This window comes from Acinetobacter sp. YH16038, from assembly GCF_013417275.1.
Lineage (GTDB): Bacteria > Pseudomonadota > Gammaproteobacteria > Pseudomonadales > Moraxellaceae > Acinetobacter.
On the sequence record NZ_VPEG01000008.1, the window covers coordinates 1 to 24,550 of the forward strand.

Genomic DNA, 24,550 nt, shown 5'->3' on the forward strand with positions numbered 1-24,550 from the left:
GCCGCCTCCACCATTGCGGCGATTTATAAAGATCGTTGGAAAGTTGAGCTGTTCTTTAAGGCGATTAAGCAGAATCTCAAATTAAAAGCGTTTCTAGGCCGCAGCAGGAACGCAATTCAGACACAAATCTGGATTGCGATGATCGCCTATTTATTGGTGAGTTTCGCTCAACATTTAGGAAAAACAGGTTGGACAGTTCAACGTTTACTCAGAATAATTCAAGTGAATTTGTTTGAAAGAAGAACTTTAAAAGCTTTATTTTCACCCGATAAAATACCCATAAAACAAGAGGAAGCTCAAATGAGCTTCCTCTTGTGAAAAATTGTGGGACAGCAATGCCGTCAGGTGCTTTTTTTAGCTCAGGTGTTTTGTACAACGTTTGGACTAGTGGATGATTTAATCTAAGGTTTATGATCAGCACCGGTACGCTTGCTCAAGCTGTAACGCGCATAGCCATTGTAGGCGATATGAAATAGCAAGGCATGTAAAGCAATACTTGCAGCTACCAGAAACGAATTTGGCCCGCGTCCTGTATAGGCCATCCTTCTATAGATTTCCTCCGTCTGCGGATGCAGCCAGATGACTATAAACAAAAAGATAAATCCGAAGGTCATGGCAATAATCGTGGAACCCCAGACCAGTCTGCTTTTCTCTTCCTGGGTGGGTAGTCGGAGTTCTTTTTTTACAAAGTACCGGGCGCTGAGAAAGGCGGAGGCAATCAGGGCAGGAATCAGCAGAATGGCGCCCAGATTGAACACGTAGATGAGTATGCCGACTATTAAGACCAGAGTCAGATAAACGGTGACAAAATATTTAAGATAATGCGACATCGTTTTAGCCTCCTTATGCTGAGGTCTCTTCAGGATGGACGATTTTTACGTTGATGTCTACGGTATAAAACCCAGCCCACGATGATCACGACAATCGCAATAATCACATAACTGACCTGACTGAAGATTTTGTGCATCAATTCCTGGTTTTCACCAAAATAAAAACCGACACAGGCCAGGAACGTCGTCCAGATTACAGTACCCAGTCCACTATAGAACATGAATTTCCAGAAAGGCATATGGCTCATGCCGGCCGGGATACTGATGAGGGAACGTACTGCTGGAACCATCCGGCCAAAGAACACAATTCGATGCCCATATTGCTCGAACCATTCTAAAGATTTTTTGACATCTTCAGATTTGATAAACAGAAATTTTCCGTATTTGTCTACAAATTTGAAAATACTGTCGTGGTTAAATTTGTAGCCAATCCAATAGAGCAATGCCGCTGCCAATAACGAACCGATACTGCCTGCAATAATGACTCCGACCAGCACTAATTCTCCTTGAGATGCGGAATAGCCGGCAGAAGGCATAATAATTTCAGAGGGGATCGGGGGAAAGACATTGTCAAGAAACATGAGCAAGGCAATGCCCCAGTAGCCCAGCTGTTCCATGACAGAAATAATCCATTCAGTCAGATTCATAAAATTGGCAAAATAAAAAATACTGCTTGTATCCTAAGCAGTATTTTTAAGAGGGTAAAGTTAAGTTATATAAATGGCCAAGTGCGGATTAACTATGGGTTAAGGTATAAATGTAAACTTTACGTAAGCTGTAAGCCAGGCAAACTGGCAGAGCACTGAGCAGTAAATAGTGTGCTGCTGTAGCCTCAATATGGTAGCCAATAAACAGGGCAAGAATGGCACCAATGATAGTTCCCAAGATCACAATAAACAGATGTGATTCTGCTTCTAGCTCATCTGTCAGTTGGGTAATACGTTCCAGTTTTGTATTTTCTTTAGGTTGGAATCTAACAATATTATCTGGATCCCGAGCAAGTGAATTGGCCATTTTGTTTTCCTTTTCATTTAAAAAATTAATTAATAATGAAAGACTTATGGTAACAAAGTAATATGATATAAAGACTATCAAGCTTAGCTGTAAAAATATGCTGTTCTTGGTAAGGGATTGGTAAGTTTTTTATTGCAGATGTAATGCTTATGTAAACAAAAAGCCCTCCGAAGAGGGCTTAGATATTTTTAGTTACAAAACTGGAATTAGAGACGTTTACGTTTTGCAGCCAGAATTTGCGATTGACGCATACGGAAACCTTCTTTTTGTTTCTCGGTAGTTTTATCGATGCAGTACACACAAGATACGCCGTGTTCATAACTTGGCAGCGCTGCCTCTTCAGGTGTTAATGGCCAGCCACACGCATGACATTTGGTATTTTGACCTTCTTCCACACCATGTGTAACTGCAGTACGGCCATCAAATACGAAACATTCACCTTCCCAAAGACTTTCTTCAGCTGGAGTTTCTTCTAGGTATTTCAGAATACCGCCTTTCAGGTGATACACCTCTTTAAAGCCTTCCTGAAGCAATAAAGAAGTTGATTTTTCACAACGAATACCACCGGTACAGAACATGGCAATTTTCTTATCCTTGTGCTGTTCCAGGTTCTTTTTCACATATTCAGGGAATTCACGGAAAGTTTCAGTTTTTGGATCGATTGCGCCTTTGAAGGTACCGGCTTTGTATTCGTAATCATTACGGGTATCAACCAGAATCACATCATCACGTGCAATCAGCTCATTCCATTCTTTAGGATCAAGATAATGACCAACCAGATCACGTGGCTTAACCGGCACACCTAAAGTCACAATCTCTTTTTTCAGCTTGATCTTCATTTTACGGAATGGTTTGTCAGAGCTATGCGACTCTTTGTATTCCATTTCGTTGAAGCCTTCATCAAGCAGAAACTGATGTACTTTGTCGATGGCTTCACGGTTACCCGCAACAGTCCCGTTAATGCCTTCACCTGCCACAATTAGAGTACCGCAAAGGTTGATGGTTTTTACCAAGTCTAAAAGACGTTGTTGCAGACCCTCAGGATCTTGAACTTCTTTGAATTGATAAAGTGCGGCAACAACCCAACCAGTCGTCGCTTGCTGTTCTACAGGTGCAAGCTGTTCTACAGTAGCGTTCATGGAATACTCCAACGTAGCATGATAATTTGAAAGGCGCATATTTTAACGTGATTTGAATGAATAAGCGAGTAAAAGGCCGGGTTTTAACGGACTTCAAATCGATAGGGAGAGCGTGTATAGTCATGCCGACCCAGGATTTTGATGCAATGATGCAGATGCTGGAAGTTGCAGCACAGTTGGAGTAAGTTTTGAGTTCGGATCGTCGTATTGCATCTTTAACCCCTTGCGCAGGGCGTTGCTCAACCGTATTTGGGGATGCGGTCTGTCGTGGTTGCCGCCGTTTTAATCATGAAGTGATTCACTGGAATAGTTATAACGCAGATCAACATACTGCAGTCTGGCAGCGGCTGGATGCACAGCTAGATCAGATTTTGGTCCCGATGCTACCGATGGCGAATCTGGCCAAAGTGGAAACATTTGTCCTGTCTAAACGGGTGCGTCTGCGGGAAGATGCGACTAAGGGCCGTAAGCTTTACCATGCCTTAAAACTCTGTGAAAAGAACCGTCATTTTACTGATGAAAGCGGTTTAGGCATTCATTACAAACAGGTGCGTCCGCTTTGGGATGAATTCGAGCGTCGGGTACTGGCACTGGCCAAAGCCAGTTATGACCTGGCTTTTTTACGGGCGGATGGGATGAGTCAGCATTTGATTCATATGCAGGAAGAGGACTAAGTCCTCTTTTTTATTTAGTAAAATCATGATAGCTGAGGAAATGGCATGAATATCAGTGAATATATTCTCTATTGTCTGGCCGTCGTTATCATGATTGCCACACCTGGGCCTGTGATGTTGCTGGTCGCTAGTGCTGGACTGAAAGGTGGCTATAAGCATGCTTTGCAGACCATTTTCGGGACGAATTTTGCTTCTCTGGTATTGATCACCTTATCTATTTTTAGCTTAAAAGGCTTATTGGTCATTAATGAAAACTGGCTGAATGGCATCAAGCTGCTTGGCTGTTTATATATTGCCTGGCTGGGAATCCAGATTTTCCGGGAAGTCTGGCAAGGGCAGGGTTCAACCAGTTCACAAGGCTTGCAGCCAGTACAGGGTGGCTTCCGAACCGGTTTTCTGGTGGGGATCTCCAACCCCAAAGATATTATTTTCTTTGCTGCGTTTTTCCCGCAGTTTATTGGCATTACTCCAAACTTAGATTCCAGCTTAGTGATTCTGACGATCAGCTGGATTGTGCTGGATTTTTTGACTCTGTCATTAGTTTATTTAGGCTTTCAACGCTTTGCTAAATCCAGGCTGTATCCTTATTTGCTTGGTTTGTGCGGTTTGATTTTATTGGTAGTCGCAGTCTATGGAATATTATCTATACTCATCTAAAAATATTTATATAAGATAAAAAATCCCGGTCTTAAGCCGGGATTTTTTATCTTTAAATCTTATACTTATACATTGTGCTGCTGGCGGTAACGCACCAGTTCATCAATGGTAATCACGGTCAGCTGATGCGTCTGTGCATAAGACAATACCTGAATGCCAGAAGCCATGGTGCCATCGGGGTTAGTCAGTTCACACAGAACACCGGCAGGTTTCAAGCCAGCTAAACGCGCAAGATCAATCGTACCTTCGGTATGGCCGCGACGGGTCAACACACCACCTTCACGTGCACGTAAAGGGAAGACATGCCCTGGGCGATTCAGATCACTGGCGACAGCACCGTCTTTAATGGCTGCTTTAATCGTAGTGGTACGGTCTTTGGCAGATACACCAGTGGTCACACCTTCTGAAGCTTCAATCGTTACAGTAAAGGCAGTTTTAAACTGGCTAGAGTTGTCCTGCACCATAGGTGGCAGTTTTAAATGATTGGCCAGTTCATCAGTCAGGCACAGGCAGACAATACCAGAACCATCACGAATCATGCGTGCCATGGTTTCTACAGTCAAAGTCTCTGCTGCAATGATGAGGTCGGCTTCATTCTCGCGGTCAAAGTCATCCATCACCAGAACAGGTCTGCCTTGGCGGATGTCTTCGAGTGCTTGTTGGATGCGCTGTTCAGCGGGAGCTAAAGCGGAAAAGAAAATTTCGGGTTGAATCAAACTTGACATTGAAACGCTCACGTAAAGTAAAAGTACGATTGAACATTTCAGGACATAGTGAAAATAGGCTTATAGCAAAACAGTTTCATGCCAGGCATAAAACAGGGTGTACTGCTTTCGTCTTCTTTCATCCGGACTATACCGTCGGCTCTGGATTTGCACCAGATCTGCAGATCAATCGAAATTGACCGCTCGTGGGCTGATTCAGAAATAGAAAGATTTACTACCCTGAAATTACCACCGGTGGGGAATCTCACCCCGCCCTGAAGCGATGTAGGGCCATTATAGTCCTGATTTTTAAAAGATGGGATAGTTTGGCCAGTCACGAATTTGCAGAATTTCAGATAAGCAAAACAGATTATCTGAATTACTACAGTCCTTTAGCAAAAAACTGGAAACATGTTATGTTGCTATTAACAATAGAAATTGATCAATCATTCTGACAATGAAGAAAACCGAGCTGATCCATAATAATCCATTTTCTCCCTCGCTGTTTTGTGATGCAAAGGTTTTGCGTTATCTCAATATTTTGGGCGTTGCGCTGATTGCAGTCAGTTTGCTGTATTTAATGGCTGCGAACTGGTGGATGCTACCGAATCAGGTACAGTTAGCAATTCCAATGCTGGTTTTACTCTGTAGTGCAATAGCCAGCATTTACTTTAATCAGCGGGAATGGATCAGACAGAGTCTGGATACTGTATCTGGCCTGATGCTGGGCTTAAGTCTGGTGGTGATTGGGCAGATCTATCAGACTGGTGCGGATAGTTATCAGTTATTTCTGCTCTGGGCCGTATTGCTGTTGCCGTGGCTATATCGACCAAATATCGGGGTTTTTGCCATGCTTTGTGTGGTCAGTCAGCTGGCATTGTATTTTTACTTTAAGCAAAGTTTCTGGATGATACGGGCAGAAGGATTATATCTACTGACTTTGAATCTACTGACGGCCATCAGCTTTGCCTTTGCCATACGTTATTATTCGTTACTGCGATATCTGTTTATTGCATTCATTATCATGATTTCGATCAGCAGTATGATGCAGTTTACCCATCATTTTCAGCTGATCTATCTGGCTTCTTCAGTTGTTCTGCCAGCAGGTGCTGCATTTTATTTTTATCGTAAGCATCAGGCACTAGAAACCATTTTACTGATTGCAGGCTTGGCTGCCAGTTTGAGCCTATGGCTGTTTGAACTGGTGGACGATCAGCTTACCAATTCAGCAGCGGGCTTATTTATCTTGGCAATGCTGATCTTTGGCTGGTTTGCGATGATCAGTTTTGCCCTAAAGAAAATTTTTCCACAAACCAAATTCTCCGTCATTCCTTTGGCACTTGGTGCCTGGATAGCTGGGATTATTCTGGCAGTCTTGTTGCTGACCTATTGGAAAGCGGTTTCAATTGTTTTAGGTCTCATTTTTATTGGCATCGCTTGGAAATTATTAAGTCAAAAGAATTCCATATTTCTACGTCAGTTTGCCTATTGTCTTTGGGTTTGCGGGCAAGCTGCGGTATTAATTCATACGGAACTGCTCACCGATAGTCTGTTTATAGTGTGGCTGTTGCAATTAATGATGCTGGCTCTGACTGTGATCAAACGGATGCACTGGTTCATTCTAACCTTACAGCTCTTGATAGCTCATGCTTTAGCAATTGTGGTTTTGGCATTAGAGAATTCCTTTAAGCATGATGATATTGTAATCACGCTTGCCCTAAGCTTGAACTATGTCATTTTTATCGGGCTAATTCTAACTGCTAGATATTGGCAGTCCTCAATTTATCAGAAAAGTATTCTGCTCTGGATCATCGCTATGCTGACAGGTTCAGCCGTGGTTCAATCTGTGACTGGATTAGAGCATTGGCAGCGCATCGGGCAGATCAGCTTTGACCACGTTCTGCTGTTTTATGTTCTTCCGAGCTTATTGTTGCTTGGTTTTATTTGGCAAAACTGGCAGCAATTTTATGAAAAATTGCTCTGGCTGATTCCTATATTTGGCATCTTACTCATTCTGTTGGGCTATTTTGAGATTTTTATTATTATGCTGCTTATGGCATGGGCCATTGTTTATAAGCAGTCCTTGATTCAGGCCTTAACCATCTTGCTGTTAATCTTCTGGTTATGGATGCTGTATTACAATCTGGGCTTAAGTTTTCTATTAAAAAGCATCAGTATCTTTGCTTCTGGGATACTGGTCTTGTTGTTGGCATATATGTTGAAGCAGTCATCAAAACTGCAACATGAGCAAGGAGAGACAAGATGAAAAAGTTTCTTCCTTTGCATCTAGCTATTTTCAGTATTGCCTTATTTTGTGGATTGATTGCGCAACATGAATGGCATCTTCGAGATAGCCAAAGTATTTATGTGGAGCTGGCACCAGTAGATCCGCGATCAATTCTGCAAGGAGATTACATGGCGCTGAATTATGATCTGCATTTTAGTGCACTAGCAGCGGAGAATAGATCAGAACAATCAGAACCTAAAATCAGTATTCAAGATTTTGAAAACCAGTCCCGTGTACTAAGCTATGTACAGCTTGATGAGCAAGGAAAAGTGGTCAAAACCAGTTTTGATCGAAGTGCGCTGGATCAGCCACGCTCAGCGCGACTAATCCTGAAAAATCCACGGAATACCTTTGAAGGCTTATATCCGGCTGCCAACAGTTTTATGTTCGCTGAGGGACTTGAGCCTTGTTATCGTAATGCTAAATTCGCCGAATTAAAGCTAAAAGAAAATGGAGAAACTTTGTTGGCTGACCTGGTAGATCAAAATCTTAAGTCCTTAAACTGTGAGAACCGAAAAAGCTGGTGGCAGGGGCGTTAGTTTTATTTTAATCAGCCCATAAAAAAGCCCGCGAGAAGCGAGCTTTTGAGAATCTTGTTGAACCAGCTTAGGCAACCTGTACCGGAATGCAATTTGCAGTGTGATTCACAGTGTTATCCGGGTTGGCATAAACCAGACGTGGTTTATGAGCATTGGCTTCGGCTTCAGTGAAATCACCAAATGTTGCGATAATCACGATATCACCAACATCAGCCTGGTGCGCAGCACCACCATTCACAGAAATAATCCCTGAATTATCTTCACCACGAATGGCATAAGTAGTAAAACGCTTACCATTGGTCACGTTCCAAACATGAATTTCTTCGTATTCACGAATGCCAGCTAGATCCATCAAAACGCCATCAATTGCACATGAACCTTCATAGTGTAATTCTGCATGTGTAACAAAAGCGCGATGAATTTTGCATTTTAATAAACGAGATAGCATGGCTAGCGTCCCCTTAGTTGACCTAAGACTTTGATCTTATGGTTGAATCAATTTCTACGACACTGGATAAGTGGGTAGGCTTGCGCATTTTGCGCCTAAATGGCCAGCAAGGCAAGCGGAATTGTCCAGCAATTTATGAATGTTTAGTTCGGTTTATAAGCATTGATTTGATTCATTGCCTGTTGTACTTCACCGTTCACCAGCATTTTGGCGCGAGCAAGTGCATGGGCAATTGCATCGTCCATTAACTCTTGTTCACTGCTTGGTGCTTTACTCAGGACATGACCAGAAACACGGTCTTTAGAACCTGGGTGACCAATACCAATGCGTAGACGATGAAAGTTCGGACCGATATGCGGCACGATATCGCGTAAACCGTTATGTCCACCATGACCACCGCCAGTTTTCAGGCGAATAATGCCTGGATTCATATCCAGTTCATCATGGGCAATCAGGATTGATTCGGGTGCGATATTGTAGAATTTGGCGAAAGGAACAACACTTTTACCGGAAAGGTTCATGAATGTTGTAGGAAGAAGGAGACGGACGTCTTGACCTTCGATATTGCCACGACCGCTGAATCCATTGAATTTAGGGTCTTTTTTAAGGCTAATGCCATATTGATCTGCAAGGCGTTCTACAAACCAGAAGCCTGCATTATGGCGGGTTTGAGCATACTCAGAACCTGGGTTGCCCAAACCTACAATCAGTGAAATATTTGACACTAATCTACACCATTAACACTTATGCGCGTTTGAAGTCAGCGTGCATTGGAGTGTTTTTAGCTGGGTGACGTTGTAACGCTTGGATTTTAACGCTTTCAACTTTACCGTTTACATCAATTTCGATTACTTCTTCGAAGAATGAGTTGCTTTCTAAGAATTTAACAAGCTGACGAAGTTCAAGAGAAACAGCTACAGGAGCAGCTTCGCCACCATAGATGATCGCTGGAACTTTAGCAGCATGACGAAGGCGGCGGCTCGAACCTTTCCCTTGTTGTGCTACTTCACGTGCTTCTGCGTTTAATACGAAGTTTGCCATGATAGACATCCTATTTAAGTTTTAAATGAACCGGACCTGCGACCGATCCGGTGATAGAAAGCCCCGCCAAATGGCAGGGCTTTGGAAATTCAGCGCACTATTATAGATAAGAATCGAACATTGCGCTAATAGATTCTTCGTTGTTGATACGACGAATTGTTTCAGCAACCATGCTTGCAACTGAAACCTGGCGAATCTTGCCAAGAGCTAAAGCTTCTTCTGAAAGAGGGATGGTGTCAGTAACTACCAACTCATCGATCACAGAATTTTTCAGATTTTCAAGTGCTTTACCAGATAATACTGGGTGAGTCGCGTAAGCAACTACTTTGCGGGCACCGAAAGTTTTCAACGCATCAGCAGCTTTACAAAGCGTACCAGCAGTATCCACCATGTCATCAACGATCACACAGTCACGATCTTTCACATCACCAATCAAATGCATCACTTGTGATTCATTCGCTTTTTGACGACGTTTATCGATGATCGCCAGGTCGATATCACCCATCTGTTTCGCAACAGCACGAGCACGAACTACACCACCTACGTCAGGAGAAACAACCATCAGGTTATGATGCTGTTGTTGGCGTAAGTCAGCAAGCAGGGCTGGCGTACCGTAGATGTTGTCTACAGGAATATCGAAGAAACCTTGGATCTGGTCAGCGTGAAGGTCAATCATCACCACACGGTCAATACCTACAGTGGTCAGCATATCTGCAACAACTTTTGCAGTAATCGGCACACGGCTTGAACGGGGACGACGGTCTTGACGGGCATAACCGAAGTAAGGAATCACGGCAGTAATACGACCAGCACTTGCACGGCGTAACGCGTCAGCCATAACCAGGATTTCCATCAGGTTATCGTTGGTCGGTGCACAAGTAGGTTGTACGATGAATACGTCTTTACCACGAACATTTTCAGTGATCTCAACAGCGATTTCGCCATCAGAGAACTGGCCTACAGAGGCAGCGCCTAGAGGAATATGTAAGTGACTTACGACTTTTTGAGCGAATTGTGGATGCGCGGTTCCACTAAAAACGACAAGATTGGGCATGAAGCACCCTTGGCGGTTGGTATGTATGGAAGTAGATGGCAGGGGTAGCTGGATTCGAACCAACGAATGCCGGGATCAAAACCCGGTGCCTTACCACTTGGCGATACCCCTAATGCGGCAGAACTTTAATATTTTTGCGGTATTGTGTCAAGGTAAATTAACAGTCTTACAGCAAATGATGTTCTGTCTTTTTTCGAGAAAATGGCAGGGGCGGCTGGATTCGAACCAACGGATGCCGAGATCAAAACCCGGTGCCTTACCACTTGGCGACGCCCCTAGATTTGATGAACTGTAAGATGGCAGGGGTAGCTGGATTCGAACCAACGGATGCCGGGATCAAAACCCGGTGCCTTACCACTTGGCGATACCCCTAATACAGTACATCTACAGGTGAATAATGGCAGGGGTAGCTGGATTCGAACCAACGGATGCCGAGATCAAAACCCGGTGCCTTACCACTTGGCGATACCCCTATTGAACCTTGAAATGATGTAATGGCGATTCTTGCAGACTGTTCACCAGGTAAGATTTACATGGTGCATTCTCAAGAATGTCGGTCACATTCATATCATCAGTCACTTCGATAAAAACACAAGCACCTGTACCTGTAAGCTTTGCAACACCGAATTGATCGAGATATTGCATTGCCTCATCGACTTCTGGATATAGGCTTCGTGCCACTGGCTCAAAGTTATTTCCGAAATCAGATGGCTTTATCTGATAGGCGCAAAATTTAGAGGGCTTCGTGTCTCTTGTCAACGTTTTTTGTGAAAAAAGCTGTTGAGTGCTGATAAAACAGTCAGGTTTTAACACAATGAACTGTTTTTGATCTAAGTCTATGAATGTTAAGTGTTCACCAATACCTTCAGCCCAAGCATTGCGACCATGAACAAAAATAGGCACATCCGCGCCCAGCTTGACGCCGAGCTCTGCCAGTTGCTCAGAATTTAAGCCACAATGCCATAACTGATTCAGCACAATCAAGGTCGTTGCTGCATTGGATGAGCCACCACCAAGACCTGCACCCATGGGAATATTCTTCTCTAGTCGAATGATCAGACCAGAAGGCGTTTTGGCATAAGGCTGCAAAATCTGCGCTGCACGATAGATGAGATTCTGTTCCAAATTGACTGAGGCTAGACCTTCAATCTGAATCTGCTGATCATCTGTTTGCTCAAACTCTAGCCAGTCACACAAATCTATCAACTGAAAGATACTTTGCAGCTCGTGATAACCATCCGGACGGCGACCGGTGATATGGAGAAACAAATTCAGTTTTGCAGGTGAGGGAACACGAATCATCATAGGCTTGCATCAGACCAGTTAACGGTTTTGAATCACCATTGTAATACGGTTTTCACCCCCATTCTCAAGCGACTGCTTTAAAATCAAGCGGTTTGGAACAGTTGCCTGCTGGTTATAACTCAGATCTACCATCCAGCCTTGTTCAATAATCTGGCTGATACGCTGTGAGCTGTCTTTCTGGATCTGGGCTGATTGTGTCGCAGGACGTGCCTGTACCCAATCGACTAAATGACTAATCGGGGCTTGCCAGCCGGTTGCACGTTGCAATAGTTCTTCTGCCGTTGCTGCCTTGATCAGACCGGTTTTGGCACTATTCAACGTCACCTGACCAGGAGTACCTGAAATCTGGGTTTTTCCGGCACCTAAGATACCAGTCAGTTCAATATCAAACTCTTCCTGCTGCTGCACCCAGGTAAAAAAGGCACTGCCGCTTTGCTGAGGTGTACGTACCCCGATTTTACCTTGCAGCTGGAACTGGTTTTCAGCCTGTACCGATGGCGTGACAGGCGCTTTTTGCTGCACCATCTGCTGACAACCACTCATGAATAGGGCAGTAGAAGCAAGGAAACAGCAGCCTAAAGTACTTATGTTGTGCATAAAAGAATGGACTCGTTCAGGATTGTGGTGCTAACAATAGCGAATTAAGTTGGTTTAATTCTGGGTCATTTGGATGGTTTTGTTGTAATTGTTGTAACACTTGATGGAATTGTTGTAGATCGCCCTTCATATAAAGCGAACGTGCATAACGGACGCCAATTTTCGCACTTGGATTCAGTTCATAGGCTTTAAGCAGCACTTGGGCAGCCGTAGCAAAGTCATTTTGCAAATAACAGATATAGCCATAGGTATCCAGAATAGAAGCCTGTTCTGGTGCGTATTCCAGTGCCTGTTCAGCATAGCGCCGTGCTTCATCCAGACGGCGATTTTGTCGCGCCAGTGTATAGGCATAAGCATTCAGATAGGTTGGACTATTCGGCTCGATTTTAAGCAGGGTTTTTAACAGCTGATCTAGTTGATCACGGTCTTCATGCGGATCTAACAACAAGACTTGAGCATAGACCAGTTCCGGATCATCCGGCAGGTTTTTGCTGGCTTCTTCCAGAATTCGGATCGCTGCGTTCTTATTATTCATGCGTTTCAGAATATCCGCTTGAGCCAGATACAGGAAACTGGCATGTTGCGGATAATTGACCCGTTCCTGAGTCAGAAAGCGCAGCGCATCATGCAATTTATCCTGCTCGGCAAAGATCGCAATGATATTGCGTCGTGAGACCGTATACAGGCTGCCATCCACCAGGCGGTAATACGCCTTGGCGGTTTCATAATGCTGTTTGCGTTCTGCATTGACCGCCAGATAGTAATAGGCTTCATTCTGGTACTGAGCCGAATAACGGAGCTCAACCAGGTATTTTTCAGCTCGTTCATATTGCTGCAGGTCAATACTGGTCAGACCGGCAATAAACAGTGCTTCTTCGTGTTGTGGTGATTTTTTCAGGATCGTTTCTAGTTTCTGTAAGGCCTTTTCAGCTTCATTTAGCTTGATCAGGTATTTAACCTCAGCCAGACGTATATCCATGTTATTGCGATGTTTGCGACTGGCTTTCTCGTACCATTTCAGCGTTTCCGCATCATCACCCAATGCCGCCAACAGATTGGCTTTCATCAGGATATAACCAGTCGACTTTGGACGTTTTTTTAAGGCGCGATTAATAGTGTTGAGAGCCTGCTCTAACTGACCTTTTTGTGCCTCCAGACCGGCGACCAAAACCAGAATCGAAGGATTGTCTTTGGCTTTGCTAGTACTTAGAGCCTGAATTAAATATTCACGGTCATCCGGCTCATCCGGGGCAATCCCGGCCAGAATTTCTTCCAGATCGGCGTTATCATCAATTTTCAGGATCTTTTCCAGCGTTTCTGCCGCCAGTTCGTACTCATGCGCTTTTAAGGCAATATGCGCCAGATAGAATAATGCCGGCACATCCTGTGGTTCTTGAACGACCCAGTGGGTAGAAATATCCAGCGCTGCATTCAGGTCTTCATGTTCGAGGGCGATATTGAGTGCGCGCTGTTTAACCGCGGTGGAATTGCTTTTAATGGCCAGCACAGTATAGTTGTGTAAAGCGTTTGGAATATCGCGATAGGCGAGTGCGAACTCGGCTATCATACTTTGTTTTATCGCATCATAATTTTGATTTGCATGGTAAACTGCTTCTGCTGCATAAAGATGAGCAGTTGAAGCCATGCTAACCACCAGCAAGAATGTGGTAGAATATTGCTTAATGGTAGGGCCGTTTATACGGCTAGTTGTTAGACGCAATTTTTCTTTATCCAAGTAATGCTTTTTATGACACCGATGTTGCACAATAGCATAAATTTAGTGAAATGATGACCTGATATGTCTTTCTTTGCATTGGGTGTCAACCATCAAACTGCCTCTGTAGAGCTGCGCGAAAAGATTGCTTTTAACCCTGAAAAGTTAAGCATTTTACTTGCCGAGCAAAGCCAGCACCCTGTACTGAATGATATGGTGGTGGTGTCTACATGTAACCGGACCGAAGTTTACGCGATGTCGGACAATGTCGACATGGTGCTAAACTGGCTCGCCCAGACCAATGGTATTGATCCCAAGCAATTACAGAATCATGTTTATCGCTATGAGAATGCGCAAGCCGTCACTCATCTGATGCGTGTCGCCAGTGGTCTCGACTCCCTGATGCTTGGTGAACCGCAGATTCTGGGACAGGTCAAAACTGCACTCTCTCTTGCCAAAGAATCTAAAACCGTTTCGCAAAACCTGAATCGTATCTTTGAATATGCCTTTTATGCGGCCAAGCGTGTGCGCTCGGAAACAGCAGTCGGCAGTCATGCAGTATCGATGGGCTATGCAGTTGCACAATTAGCATTGCAAGTATTTAGCCGGCCTGAGCAGTTAACTGTAATGGTCGTGGCAGCCGGGGAAATGAACAGTCTGGTGGCCAAACATCTGGCAGAAATGGGCGTCAGAAAAATCATTATCTGTAACCGAACTCGTGCTCGTGCAGAGAATCTGGCGCAGGAAATTGCCCACCGTGCAGAAGTCGAGATTATTGATTTTGATCAGTTGGCAGCAAACCTGCATCGTGCAGATGTGATTTCCAGTTGTACCGGTAGTTTGCATCAAGTCATTCACTATCCGGATGTCAAAGCTGCCTTAAAGAAGCGCCGTTACCAGCAAATGCTGTTGGTCGATCTGGCTGTACCGCGTGATATTGATCCAAAAGTTGAAAAGCTGGATGGAGTTTATCTCTATGGCGTGGACGATCTGCAAAGCGTGATTGATGAAAACCTGGCGCAGCGTCGTCAGGCAGCGGTCGAAGCGGAAGTGATGGTCAATCAACTGGCGACTGAGTTGATCACCCAGCAGAAGGTGAGTGAGGCGGGTAGTACGATTCATGCTTACCGGGATTATGGGGAAAGCTTACGTCAGGAAGAACTGGCAACTGCTATGCAACGTATTGCCAAAGGTGAAAGTGCTGAAACAGTATTGGCCGAATTTTCTCATCGTTTGACTCAAAAACTTCTGCATCCGACCTCAATCATGCTGCGTGAAGCTGCCAAAGCTGAAGATCCAAGCTATTTTGAAATGCTACAGAACAGTTTACAGGACGTGGTACAGCATCGCCGTAAGGTTAAACATTAAAATGATGTTGGAATAACTTTCCGATATTTAAAAGGCGTTTAAAATAAACGCCTTTTTTATTTCTTGGTTTTTAATCTTCGAGTAAGGTCATGGAACGTTTTTTATCAATTTCATAAATCCGCATCTTGAGATTTTTCATCTCCGCGATGCTACTAAACTTTTTCGATTTTAATTTGTGTTGTAAGCATTGATATTGCAGCTTGATCGAGAAGTCTGCCGCCAGTTTATCTGCCTGCTCAGGAGAAGAGGTGTAATCGCTGACATTGGCATGTTGCAGGATATGCTGTAACTCATGATGATGTGCAGCACAGGCACCGAGTACATAATAAGTTGACAGTTCCGGGTCATCCGGCAATTCATCAAAAATCACATTAAATATATTCAGAATCTTGAATAGCAATTGATCTTCACTGACCAGTGCACGTAGTGGTTCAAAATGAATATACAGATAAGGATGATTCAACAGAATCGCAATGACATATTCTTCGGCATCAATTTTGGTGCTAAAGCTTAGAGATGCGTCATTATTGACTTTGGGTTGCCATTTGCGGCTAAAACCGAGTTTTTCCCGGAAGAACTGTTGCAGCAAATAACGAAATGAGCCAGCTTTTGGCAACAATTCGGTTAATTGACGCAGCTCGCCCATCACCTGACTTTTACCTTCAGGCGTTGCAATGTCGTGATTCTGGGTAAGATGAGCAAAGACAAAGTCAGAGAGTAGCGGTGCCTGATCCAGCAGACGGCGGAAATTTTCAATGCCTTCACGACGGATCAGAGAGTCTGGATCATGATCATTCGGTAGGACAAAGAATTTTAACTCACGCCCATCGTTCAGTAAGGGTAGAGCAATTTCCAGAGTACGGCGTGCAGCCTTTTGTCCGGCAGCATCACCATCAAAGGCAATGGTAATCCGGTTATTCTGCTTGAACAGAATATTTAGGTGATCAGTATTACTGGCCGTTCCCAAAGTAGCTACTGCACCATGAATGCCATATTGCTGCAAGGCAATGACATCCATATAGCCTTCCACCATCAGCCAGTCTTGAGCTTTCTGCTTGCGACCTTCATACAGGCCATACAATAACTGGTTTTTATGGAAAACTTCTGAATCGGGCGAGTTGATGTATTTCGGTTTGATCTCGTCATTCAGTGCACGACCACCAAAACCGACCACACGGCCTTTACTATCACGAATCGGGAAAATGACACGGTCACGGAGCAGGTCAAAATCCCGACCACTATCGCTAGTACGAATCAGACCTAAAAGTTTGAGACCTTCAATATCCTGTGGAAAGGCTTTTTCCAGATGTTGCCAGTCTTCCGGTGCATAACCGAGTCGCCAGTAGGCAATCGTTTCTGAGGTCAGACCACGCTGTTTAAAATATTGCTGGGCACTTGGACTGTTGGGTAGCTGACGCTCATAAAACTGCGCGATATTTTCCAGCAGGTCGTATAAGTTGCCATCTGCTTGTGCTTCTGCTGCAGGCATTTGCTCAAAAGAAGCAAAAGGGTCATCCGTATAAAATTCAGCTTCAGGTGTCTGAATTTCAGCAAATGGATCAAAATAAGCAGGTTGTTCGGATACTGGATTTATAGATGTATCCGCAGTTTTTGCTGGCGATGCTGCAACCGGCTTTGGTTTGGCTTCGCGTTTGTATTTTAAGCGGTTAGAATCTTTATTGTCTTTAGGCAGTTCAATTCCGGTCTGGCTAGACAGGTCTTTCATCACTTCAATGAAATTGCGGCTGCCAATATCCATTAAAAAGCGGATAGCATTGCCGTTGGCCTGACAGCCAAAGCAGTGGAAATACTGCTTGTCACGATAGACGTGAAAAGAAGGAGATTTTTCCTGATGGAAAGGGCAACAACCCGAATAGGTACGGCCAGTTTTTTTTAGTTTCACGTATTGACCAATCACATCGACAATATCGGTGCGATCGAGAATCTGATCAATCGTATGCTGAGGAATGGCCATGGTTTGCTAAGCTTCTCGTGCTGCGTTATTTAGGTGTTAAATCATTGAAAATTAAGAGCAGGATGATTTATCCAACGCTATAAATGAATTAATTGGTATAACCTGTTTGCACAATTTGTTCAAGCATTGCTCAGAAAATGCAAAAGGGCAAGTATGATAACTTGCCCTTTGCAAAAATGCACCTGTAACAGTTGGCTTATTCAGCAGTCGGTTCAGGTAGCTCAGTTTCAGAGGTTTTTGGACGATCGAGTAGACCAAACGTCATGCGATTGGTCAAACTGCGTTTTTCTGCCTGTGCTTCAGATGATTGGCTAGACGTATCGGTCACGGTTTTGGCTTCTTTACCGAAAATACCCAAAGTCGCACGGTTGAAGAAACTGCCTTCACTACGTGCTGCACGCAGGTTTACGGTACCATCGGCATTCACTAGACCTGGATAGTTCAGTTTCAGCACTTCGATATATTGCTGTGCTGTTGCTTTGTCACCTAGTTTGTCATAGCCATAAGCAACAGTTGCCAGTGCTTCTGGAATCTGTGGCGTTTGTGGGTAATGTTCAATCACCCATAAGCCACGTTCAACAGCAGCCAGATATGCTTTACGCTTGATATTAAAGCGAGCCGCATTCATTTCGCTTTCTGCCAGTTCCTGACCGATAAACTTCATACGCTGTGCAGCATCAACCGCATAGGTGCTTGATGGGTAGCGGCGAATGAAATCGACAAAATTCTGGTAAGCCACTTTCAGGTAGCTGACATCACGGTGTGACTGTTTTAGTGAGGTATAACGCAGCAGGCCATTATAGTTCTGCTCCATATTCGCTACGCCACGAATATAGTAAGCATAGTCGACATTTGGATGTTGCGGATTCAGACGGATAAAGCGTTCTGCCAGTGCCACTGCACCTTCATAATCTTTTTGCTGGAATTTGACATACAGCAGTTCCAGTTGCGCCTGCGGTGCATACTGGCTGGTTGGGTAATAGGTTTCCAGTGCTTCGAGCTGTTTTGCTGCATCAGTATATTGTTTGCGATCTAGCGCGTTCTGTGCTTTCTGGATATAAACCTGTTCGCTAGATTCTGGACCTTTGTCCACGACTTCTTTTTTTGGATTACTGCTACAGCCTACCATTGCCGATGCAATGCCTAACGTCACAGCAAGCATTGTCATTTTATAATGTGGTAGCGACATAAAAATTCCTCTGTTAATACGGGCAATGAGCTACAATTGCACTATTAAACCACTTTTGTCTGAATGAGCAAATGAGTCAAGCACAATCTTCCAATTCTAATATCCCTGATACTGATTTCAATTTACTTGAAGATTCTGAGGATGCAGATAACCATACTTCAGACGCAACTGCAACACGTTTATCGTTGCAATTTCAATTGGATGAAAGTTATATCGGGCAACGTATCGACCAGATTGCGGCCATGGTCTGGAGCGATTTTTCTCGAGAAAAGCTCAAGCAATGGATCAAAGACGGCAATTTATTAGTGAATGGTCAACCAGTTAAGCCGAAATTTAAAAGTGACGGTTTTGAAACCCTGACTTTAAACGTTGAACTGGAGGCACAAACCCGTAGTCTGCCTGAAGATATTCCACTGGATATCGTCTATGAAGATGATGACATTATTGTCATTAACAAACCAGTGGGCATGGTGGTGCATCCGGGTGCAGGCAATATGACCGGTACGCTGGTCAATGCCTTGCTGCATCATTATCCGAAATCTTCTGAACTGGCGCGTGCAGGTTTAGTACACCGGATTGATAAAGACACTAGTGGCCTATTGGTTGTCGCAAAAAATCTGGAAGCGCAGTTTGCGCTTAGCAAGCAGCTTGAGAAAAAGACCGTCTACCGTGTGTATGACCTGATCGTATATGGCAATATCATTGCCGGCGGTACCATTGATGAACCGATTAAACGTCATCCGGTTGATCGTGTGAAAATGGCAGTCCTGCCAGGCGGTAAGGAAGCGGTGACGCATTACAATGTGAAAGAGCGCTTCCAGCATTTCACCCGTATTCAGGCACGTCTGGAAACCGGTCGTACGCACCAGATTCGTGTGCATTTTAGTTACCTGGGCTATGGTCTGGTCGGTGATCAGGTCTATATGCCACGTGTGCGTATGCCAGCCGGTGCTTCGCAATTGCTGGATGACACCTTGCGTGGTTTTAAACGTCAGGCATTGCATGCAGCGACTCTAGGCCTGAAACATCCACGTACCAAAGAAGAAATGACCTTTAATGCGCCGTGGCCAGAAGACTTCGCCAATCTGGTTGAAGTACTACGCAGCGAAAACAAGGCCTATTAATTTTTCATTCTATTAGCAGTCATTAAAAGGGAAGCGACATGCAATTTGTACAAGGTTTGCCTCAAGGCGTTTATGTGGGTCAGACCCGTGTTCATCATGAACAGGTACAGCCATCAGCCCAGCCAGAGCTAGCGGGCTTTAACCTGGCTTTGCATGTCAATGATGATGCTGCGCGTGTACAGAAGCATCGCATTCAGCTGTTGAAAGATTTCCAGCCTTTTGGCGTGGACAAAATTACCTGGATGACACAGACGCATAGCACCATTTGTCATACTATCAATGAGCAGATGCCTTTTAAGGCATTGGTCGGTGATGGTCTGGTGACACAGCGCAAAGCTCATGCCTTAATGATGATGACGGCAGACTGCTTGCCGGTAGTGCTGGGTAATGCTGAAGGTACTGAAGTGGCCAATCTGCATGCTGGCTGGCGTGGGCTGGCAGGCGGTATCGTTGAAAATACCATTGCCGCGATGCAGACCCAGCCAACCTGGGCGTGGCTTGGTGCAGCGATCAGCCAGCCTTGTTTTGAAATTGGCGCAGAAGTAAAAGAAGCTTTCTGTTCCAAATATCCTGAACTGGACAGTGCATTTCAGGCAGGAGAACAGGCCGGAAAATACTATGCGGATCTGTATGCAATTGCGCGTTACATCTTGCAGCAGCAGGGTGTTGAGACTGTTTTAGGTGGCGATCAGTGTTCATATCGTCAGGCGGATGAATATTTTTCCTATCGCCGTGAAGCCAAAACCGGACGCATGGCAACATTCGTGTTTATGGCATGAAAATGTTAAACTTGATTGAAATTCTTGGTTTTTGATTGTTATGTCCCTATCTTCCCAATCTGTTGCGATTGTTTATCACAGTCCTTATGGACACACGGCTAAAGTGGCAAACTTCATTGCCGAAGGCGCACAAAAAACTGGTGTCCAGGTGCATATGATGAATGTGGAACAGGTGGATTGGGAGGTGTTGGACGCTGCCGATGCAATTGTATTTGGCTGTCCGACCTATATGGGTAGTCTGACTTCTGCCATGAAGTTATTTATGGAGCAGTCGTCCAAGCGCTGGCTGGCACGTAGCTGGCAAGGCAAGCTGGCAGCAGCCTTTACCAATGGTGGTGGCTTAAGTGGGGACAAGCTGGCTGTCTTGCAGCAGATTAATCTGTTTGCGATGCAACATGGCATGTTGTGGTCAGGTCTACCGTTAATGCCGACAGGTCGTGCCACTACCGATCTGAATCGTATGTCGAGCTTTCTGGGTCTCATGACCCAATCTGATAATGCGCCTGTTGAAGTGACACCACCGGAAGGGGATTTACAAACCGCGATCTGGTTTGGGGAATATATTGCCTTGACCCTAGCGCGTCTGAATCTGAAAGCCTAATTTGATCCATAAAAAAACCTCCATTAGTTGGAGGTTTTTTTATTGCTGGCATTATTTATGGAAAATACGCGCTTTATCACGTTGCCAGTCACGGTCTTTTTCAGATGCACGTTTATCATGTAACTGTTTACCTTTTACCAACGCAATTTCCAGCTTGGCATGTGGGCCTTTCCAGTAACAGGCCAGTGGTACACAGGAATAACCTTTCTGGTTAATTGCGCCCATGAGTTTTTCAATTTCACGGCGTTTCAGCAGCAGTTTACGGGTACGCGTTGCTTCAGGGACAACATGGGTAGATGCACTCAGTAAAGGCTGAATCTGTGCGCCGAACAGGAAGGCCTCACCATTTTTAAAGGTGATATAGCTCTCCACAATACTCATACGACCGGCACGCAGGGATTTTACTTCCCAGCCTTGCAAGGAAAGTCCAGCTTCAAATTTTTCTTCAATAAAATAATCGTGACGGGCACGTTTGTTCAGAGCAATCGTTCCGCCGTTATTTTTTTTAACTACAGTTGCTTTCGCCATAATCAGACACTTCCAAAGTTGTAGCTATTGTACCGTAACTTTTATTGAGTTGAAGTGTTTAAATTGATGGAGTTTCTTCACTAAAAAATGAAGATTTTGTTAAAATGGAAACTTACACAATAAACAGAGTACAAATGGATGACTAAAACTCGTGTAATTTATCCGGGAACTTTTGATCCGATCACCAATGGCCATATTGATTTGGTGACCCGCGCAGCAAAGATGTTTGATGAAGTTGTAGTTGCGATTGCCATCGGACATCATAAAAACCCGGTATTTAGTCTGGAAGAACGAGTTGAACTGGCCAAAACGTCATTAAGCCATTTGAACAATGTTGAATTTGTAGGATTTGATGGCCTGCTGGTGAACTTCTTCCGCGAGCAGAATGCCACAGCGGTATTGCGTGGTTTACGTGCAGTGTCCGATTTTGAGTATGAATTCCAGCTGGCCAACATGAACCGTCAACTGGATTCTCATTTTGAAGCGGTGTTTTTAACTCCTTCAGAGCAATATTCTTTTATTTCATCCACATTGGTGCGTGAAATTGCTCGTTTAAGAGGTGATGTGACCAAGTTTGTTCCGCCAAACGTGGTTGAAGCCTTTGAGCGTAAACTTCAACAAGGTTGGTAGAGTGTCTTTATATATCACCGATGAATGTATCAATTGTGATGTCTGTGAACCTGTCTGTCCGAATGAGGCAATTTTCATGGGTGACGTCATCTATGAAATTAACCCGGACTTATGTACAGAGTGCGTCGGGCATCACGACAAACCACAATGCCAGTTATTCTGTCCTGTGGACTGTATCCCGCTTGATCCGAACCATGCCGAGACGCGTGAGGAGCTTCAGGCCAAGTATGAAAAACTGACTGCTCAAAAAACATCAAGCAATTAGTCGCCAGATTTGGTACTATGCGGCTCGAAGTGAGCCAGACGATCGCTGCTGTGGAGATCTCCGTGATTGAAGCAGGGGAGGAAAGTCCGGGCTTCATAGGGCAAGGTGCCAGGTAACGCCTGGGCGGCGTGAGCCGACGGAAAGTGCAGCAGAGAGTAGACCGCCTTCATTATGGTTCTGAGCAATCGGAATCGGAGGTAAGGGTGAAAGGGTGCGGTAAGAGCGCACCGCATGACTGGTAACAGTTCATGGCATGGTAAACCCCACCGGAAGCAAGACCAAATAGGGATCCTTTAGGCATGGCCCATGCTGGATCCGGGTAGGTCGCTTGAGCGTATGAGTGATTGTACGCCTAGAGGAATGATCGTTCTCGACAGAACCCGGCTTATCGGCTCACTTCACCAAATTTTGATCAATCAGCACAATATGGGCTTGACGTTCTAAACAGAAAAACCCATAATGCGCGCACAGTTTAAGGCTATGTAGCTCAGTTGGTTAGAGCACCGCACTCATAATGCGGGGGTCACAAGTTCAAGTCTCGTCATAGCCACCATATTCTGAAAAAACCCACTCCGATTGAGTGGGTTTTTTTATGGCTTAATTTTGAGTTGTACTTGGAGGAAGAGCTGAAACACCTTACAATCGGTCAAATAAAACCATGACAAGAATATTGATAATGATAAAAAAAATCATCTTAAACATCTTAATTTTATATATTACTTTTCCTGTTTTTGCTGAAAATTCAATTCAATCATTGCCGTTTCAAAAAGAAAATATTTCTGCAACTGAAATAAGGAAAATTTGCCAACAATTAGAATCCGAATGTCATGAAATGAATGCTCAACTCTGGTCAGTCAGTATTGCAAAAAATAAATATTATTATTTGATAGAAGACAAATTACGAATCACACAGCTTGTAAAGCAGCGTGAGCAATATCGAATTATGGAGCACTGGGATTTGGATCAGCATCAACCTGTATTTGCAATTCAGGAGGATCATAAGTCGATCATTTATCTCCATCCTGCACTTTACCCTTTAAATAAGCATAGTTATGCCATTGCCTTGGTTTATGGCGGTATTTCAAACTCTCTGGGTGATGATAGGGGTGAGCGAAGTGTAGATTTTATTCAATTACTTCCAAAAGGAAAAACAAAACTGGTCTTTGAGCATTTACCTTTTTACCAATACCAGAATCAACTCTCCTGCTACCGAGATATGAAAGATGAAAAGAATAATTATTGTGAAGATCAGCAGGCGACCATACTTAAAATCAGCTATAGAGATGTAGGATTGGCTTATTATGAATGGCATCTAAGTTATTTGAATATAAACTGGCTTAAAAATAATAAAATCGATGAATATAAACAGCGGAGTTTGACGCTAATCCCTTTTATTCAAGTGCGTTAAAGGCATGCAGTAGCGATGTAACATCATCCGTCTGCAACTGCTCACGCATTTTTAAAAACTGCTTTTCATCCATGTCATAGAGCTTAAGGGAAAGCAGTTTTTTTATATCTTTTTCAGGGAAGCGGTATTTAATGATTTTCGCAGGTACACCACCTACAACAGCATAAGGTGGTACATCTTTGGTCACGACTGCACCTGTAGCAACAACAGCACCTTCACCAAGCTTTACACCCTGCATAATCATGGCACGAGAGCCAATCCAACAGCCATCTCCAATGACTGTATCACCTGCAGGCACAAAACTGCGTGTATCGAACGGAAACGCTGAGATCCAATCCGTACGGTGTAACTGGTTACCACCCATCATAATTACGCATTCTGCGCCAAAGCAGACGAAATTGCCGATATAGAGCTGATCGATCGGCTTCTCTGGTGTGGCTGGCTTGTCATGCAGATAACGCACCACACAACGCTCGAAACCTTGGTCCCAATAGGCTGAGTAATAACTGTAATTGCCCTTAATATGAATATTCGGATTCTTCACGGTTTTGGAGATGAATTCGAACTCGCACCAATGGTTCACAGGGGAATTAATCAACTTTTCAGCCATAACCGGGATACAAAAATAAGGAATACGCCATTATAGCGAATTGATCTTTAAGCTGGAGAACAATCCCATT

Annotated in this window: 29 protein-coding genes, 5 tRNA genes, 1 other RNA gene and 1 riboswitch; of the genes, 15 read left to right on the top strand and 20 right to left on the bottom strand. The window is 44.2% G+C overall.

Translation table 11 applies throughout. The features are described 5' to 3' along the window. Window positions 1-318, top strand: a 318-nt coding sequence (locus FTV34_RS04695; RefSeq protein WP_180069047.1) for a transposase, incomplete at its 5' end; no start/stop codon positions are given. Window positions 319-401: 83 nt separating this feature from the next. Here the strand turns inward: FTV34_RS04695 and FTV34_RS04700 are convergent. From FTV34_RS04700 to FTV34_RS04715, 4 genes are all read right to left on the bottom strand, one after another. Further along, window positions 402-830: an ABZJ_00895 family protein gene (locus FTV34_RS04700; protein ID WP_180069049.1), complete on the bottom strand. Its 429-nt coding sequence runs from the start codon at window positions 828-830 to the stop codon at window positions 402-404. Between the two features lie 29 nt (window positions 831-859). Then, a complete protein-coding gene (locus FTV34_RS04705) occupies window positions 860-1,477 on the bottom strand; it encodes a DedA family protein (RefSeq protein ID WP_180069051.1) in 618 nt (205 codons plus the stop codon). Between the two features lie 88 nt (window positions 1,478-1,565). Then, on the bottom strand, window positions 1,566-1,844 hold the full coding sequence (locus FTV34_RS04710; protein WP_159123452.1) for an FUSC family protein: 279 nt from the start codon (window positions 1,842-1,844) through the stop codon (window positions 1,566-1,568). Between the two features lie 206 nt (window positions 1,845-2,050). After that, window positions 2,051-2,983: a rhodanese-related sulfurtransferase gene (locus FTV34_RS04715; RefSeq protein WP_004784858.1), complete on the bottom strand. Its 933-nt coding sequence runs from the start codon at window positions 2,981-2,983 to the stop codon at window positions 2,051-2,053. A 56-nt stretch (window positions 2,984-3,039) separates the two neighbouring features. Here FTV34_RS04715 and FTV34_RS17900 point away from each other — a divergent pair, with 56 nt between their 5' ends. The 3 genes from FTV34_RS17900 to FTV34_RS04725 are packed head-to-tail and all read left to right on the top strand — an operon-like array spanning window position 3,040 to window position 4,314. After that, window positions 3,040-3,168, top strand: a complete 129-nt coding sequence (locus FTV34_RS17900) for a hypothetical protein (RefSeq protein ID WP_257218376.1) — start codon at window positions 3,040-3,042, stop codon at window positions 3,166-3,168. Between the two features lie 3 nt (window positions 3,169-3,171). Beyond that, complete coding sequence (locus FTV34_RS04720; protein ID WP_180069053.1) at window positions 3,172-3,657, top strand: DUF1289 domain-containing protein; 486 nt, start codon at window positions 3,172-3,174, stop codon at window positions 3,655-3,657. A 45-nt stretch (window positions 3,658-3,702) separates the two neighbouring features. Next, window positions 3,703-4,314 (top strand): LysE family translocator, encoded by a 612-nt coding sequence (locus FTV34_RS04725; RefSeq protein ID WP_180069055.1) that lies wholly within the window; start codon window positions 3,703-3,705, stop codon window positions 4,312-4,314. A gap of 65 nt (window positions 4,315-4,379) precedes the next feature. Here the strand turns inward: FTV34_RS04725 and ribB are convergent, their stop codons facing one another. Continuing rightward, window positions 4,380-5,039, bottom strand: coding sequence for a 3,4-dihydroxy-2-butanone-4-phosphate synthase (gene ribB / locus FTV34_RS04730; protein WP_180069057.1), 660 nt, complete (start codon window positions 5,037-5,039; stop codon window positions 4,380-4,382). Between the two features lie 106 nt (window positions 5,040-5,145). Beyond that, a riboswitch (FMN riboswitch) is annotated at window positions 5,146-5,304 on the bottom strand. Between the two features lie 171 nt (window positions 5,305-5,475). Here ribB and FTV34_RS04735 point away from each other — a divergent pair. Continuing rightward, complete coding sequence (locus tag FTV34_RS04735) at window positions 5,476-7,284, top strand: DUF2157 domain-containing protein (protein ID WP_180069059.1); 1,809 nt, start codon at window positions 5,476-5,478, stop codon at window positions 7,282-7,284. Further along, the gene (locus tag FTV34_RS04740; protein WP_180010590.1) at window positions 7,281-7,844 is read left to right on the top strand and encodes a GDYXXLXY domain-containing protein; all 564 of its coding nucleotides are present in this window, start codon (window positions 7,281-7,283) and stop codon (window positions 7,842-7,844) included. Before FTV34_RS04735 ends, FTV34_RS04740 begins: the two co-directional genes overlap by 4 nt. Before the next feature lie 67 nt (window positions 7,845-7,911). Here the strand turns inward: FTV34_RS04740 and panD are convergent, their stop codons facing one another. From panD to FTV34_RS04795, 11 genes are all read right to left on the bottom strand, one after another. Then, complete coding sequence (panD, locus tag FTV34_RS04745; protein WP_004784844.1) at window positions 7,912-8,292, bottom strand: aspartate 1-decarboxylase; 381 nt, start codon at window positions 8,290-8,292, stop codon at window positions 7,912-7,914. A gap of 143 nt (window positions 8,293-8,435) precedes the next feature. Next, complete coding sequence (gene pth / locus FTV34_RS04750) at window positions 8,436-9,017, bottom strand: aminoacyl-tRNA hydrolase (RefSeq protein ID WP_005236857.1); 582 nt, start codon at window positions 9,015-9,017, stop codon at window positions 8,436-8,438. Between the two features lie 19 nt (window positions 9,018-9,036). Beyond that, complete coding sequence (gene rplY / locus FTV34_RS04755) at window positions 9,037-9,333, bottom strand: 50S ribosomal protein L25 (protein WP_004784841.1); 297 nt, start codon at window positions 9,331-9,333, stop codon at window positions 9,037-9,039. A gap of 100 nt (window positions 9,334-9,433) precedes the next feature. Beyond that, entirely contained in the window at window positions 9,434-10,387 is a 954-nt protein-coding gene (locus tag FTV34_RS04760; RefSeq protein ID WP_004784839.1) for a ribose-phosphate pyrophosphokinase, read from the bottom strand. Between the two features lie 36 nt (window positions 10,388-10,423). After that, window positions 10,424-10,498, bottom strand: a tRNA-Gln gene (locus FTV34_RS04765). Window positions 10,499-10,589: 91 nt separating this feature from the next. Then, a tRNA-Gln gene (locus FTV34_RS04770) sits at window positions 10,590-10,664 on the bottom strand. A 20-nt stretch (window positions 10,665-10,684) separates the two neighbouring features. Next, a tRNA-Gln gene (locus FTV34_RS04775) sits at window positions 10,685-10,759 on the bottom strand. 26 nt (window positions 10,760-10,785) lie between these two features. After that, a tRNA-Gln gene (locus FTV34_RS04780) sits at window positions 10,786-10,860 on the bottom strand. Further along, on the bottom strand, window positions 10,859-11,689 hold the full coding sequence (gene ispE / locus FTV34_RS04785; protein ID WP_180069061.1) for a 4-(cytidine 5'-diphospho)-2-C-methyl-D-erythritol kinase: 831 nt from the start codon (window positions 11,687-11,689) through the stop codon (window positions 10,859-10,861). The genes FTV34_RS04780 and ispE overlap by 2 nt, the downstream gene beginning before the upstream one ends. A gap of 21 nt (window positions 11,690-11,710) precedes the next feature. Beyond that, window positions 11,711-12,289, bottom strand: coding sequence for a lipoprotein insertase outer membrane protein LolB (lolB, locus tag FTV34_RS04790; protein ID WP_180069063.1), 579 nt, complete (start codon window positions 12,287-12,289; stop codon window positions 11,711-11,713). Between the two features lie 16 nt (window positions 12,290-12,305). Continuing rightward, window positions 12,306-14,009 carry a tetratricopeptide repeat protein gene (locus FTV34_RS04795; RefSeq protein ID WP_159123462.1) on the bottom strand — a complete coding sequence of 568 codons (1,704 nt, stop codon included), beginning with the start codon at window positions 14,007-14,009 and terminating at the stop codon, window positions 12,306-12,308. 78 nt (window positions 14,010-14,087) lie between these two features. Here FTV34_RS04795 and hemA point away from each other — a divergent pair, with 78 nt between their 5' ends. Beyond that, window positions 14,088-15,371: a glutamyl-tRNA reductase gene (hemA, locus tag FTV34_RS04800; RefSeq protein ID WP_159123463.1), complete on the top strand. Its 1,284-nt coding sequence runs from the start codon at window positions 14,088-14,090 to the stop codon at window positions 15,369-15,371. Between the two features lie 70 nt (window positions 15,372-15,441). Here the strand turns inward: hemA and FTV34_RS04805 are convergent, their stop codons facing one another. Then, window positions 15,442-17,346, bottom strand: coding sequence for a DNA primase (locus tag FTV34_RS04805; protein WP_180069065.1), 1,905 nt, complete (start codon window positions 17,344-17,346; stop codon window positions 15,442-15,444). A 196-nt stretch (window positions 17,347-17,542) separates the two neighbouring features. Continuing rightward, window positions 17,543-18,535: an outer membrane protein assembly factor BamD gene (locus tag FTV34_RS04810; RefSeq protein ID WP_005236848.1), complete on the bottom strand. Its 993-nt coding sequence runs from the start codon at window positions 18,533-18,535 to the stop codon at window positions 17,543-17,545. A gap of 71 nt (window positions 18,536-18,606) precedes the next feature. Between FTV34_RS04810 and rluD the strand changes: the two genes are divergently transcribed. Genes rluD through FTV34_RS04825 form a run of 3 tightly spaced genes read left to right on the top strand, consistent with a single transcriptional unit; the run spans window position 18,607 to window position 21,039 of the window. Next, a complete protein-coding gene (rluD, locus tag FTV34_RS04815) occupies window positions 18,607-19,659 on the top strand; it encodes a 23S rRNA pseudouridine(1911/1915/1917) synthase RluD (RefSeq protein ID WP_004784827.1) in 1,053 nt (350 codons plus the stop codon). 38 nt (window positions 19,660-19,697) lie between these two features. After that, on the top strand, window positions 19,698-20,438 hold the full coding sequence (pgeF, locus tag FTV34_RS04820) for a peptidoglycan editing factor PgeF (RefSeq protein ID WP_180069067.1): 741 nt from the start codon (window positions 19,698-19,700) through the stop codon (window positions 20,436-20,438). A 40-nt stretch (window positions 20,439-20,478) separates the two neighbouring features. Beyond that, the gene (locus FTV34_RS04825; protein WP_159123468.1) at window positions 20,479-21,039 is read left to right on the top strand and encodes a flavodoxin family protein; all 561 of its coding nucleotides are present in this window, start codon (window positions 20,479-20,481) and stop codon (window positions 21,037-21,039) included. A 51-nt stretch (window positions 21,040-21,090) separates the two neighbouring features. Here the strand turns inward: FTV34_RS04825 and smpB are convergent, their stop codons facing one another. Then, a complete protein-coding gene (smpB, locus tag FTV34_RS04830) occupies window positions 21,091-21,567 on the bottom strand; it encodes an SsrA-binding protein SmpB (protein WP_004784822.1) in 477 nt (158 codons plus the stop codon). 138 nt (window positions 21,568-21,705) lie between these two features. Between smpB and coaD the strand changes: the two genes are divergently transcribed. The 5 genes from coaD to FTV34_RS04855 all read left to right on the top strand — a co-directional run bounded on the left by coaD (window position 21,706) and on the right by FTV34_RS04855 (window position 23,870). Then, entirely contained in the window at window positions 21,706-22,197 is a 492-nt protein-coding gene (gene coaD / locus FTV34_RS04835; RefSeq protein WP_180002110.1) for a pantetheine-phosphate adenylyltransferase, read from the top strand. A 1-nt stretch (window position 22,198) separates the two neighbouring features. Further along, window positions 22,199-22,462: a YfhL family 4Fe-4S dicluster ferredoxin gene (locus tag FTV34_RS04840; protein WP_034581081.1), complete on the top strand. Its 264-nt coding sequence runs from the start codon at window positions 22,199-22,201 to the stop codon at window positions 22,460-22,462. A gap of 26 nt (window positions 22,463-22,488) precedes the next feature. After that, an RNA gene (rnpB, locus tag FTV34_RS04845) (RNase P RNA component class A) lies at window positions 22,489-22,866 on the top strand. A 72-nt stretch (window positions 22,867-22,938) separates the two neighbouring features. Then, window positions 22,939-23,015 (top strand) — tRNA-Met (locus tag FTV34_RS04850). Window positions 23,016-23,138: 123 nt separating this feature from the next. Continuing rightward, complete coding sequence (locus FTV34_RS04855) at window positions 23,139-23,870, top strand: hypothetical protein (protein WP_257226105.1); 732 nt, start codon at window positions 23,139-23,141, stop codon at window positions 23,868-23,870. Here FTV34_RS04855 and FTV34_RS04860 read toward each other — a convergent pair. Further along, entirely contained in the window at window positions 23,854-24,480 is a 627-nt protein-coding gene (locus FTV34_RS04860; protein WP_180069069.1) for a CatB-related O-acetyltransferase, read from the bottom strand. The genes FTV34_RS04855 and FTV34_RS04860 overlap by 17 nt on opposite strands. Window positions 24,481-24,550: the final 70 nt, after the last annotated feature.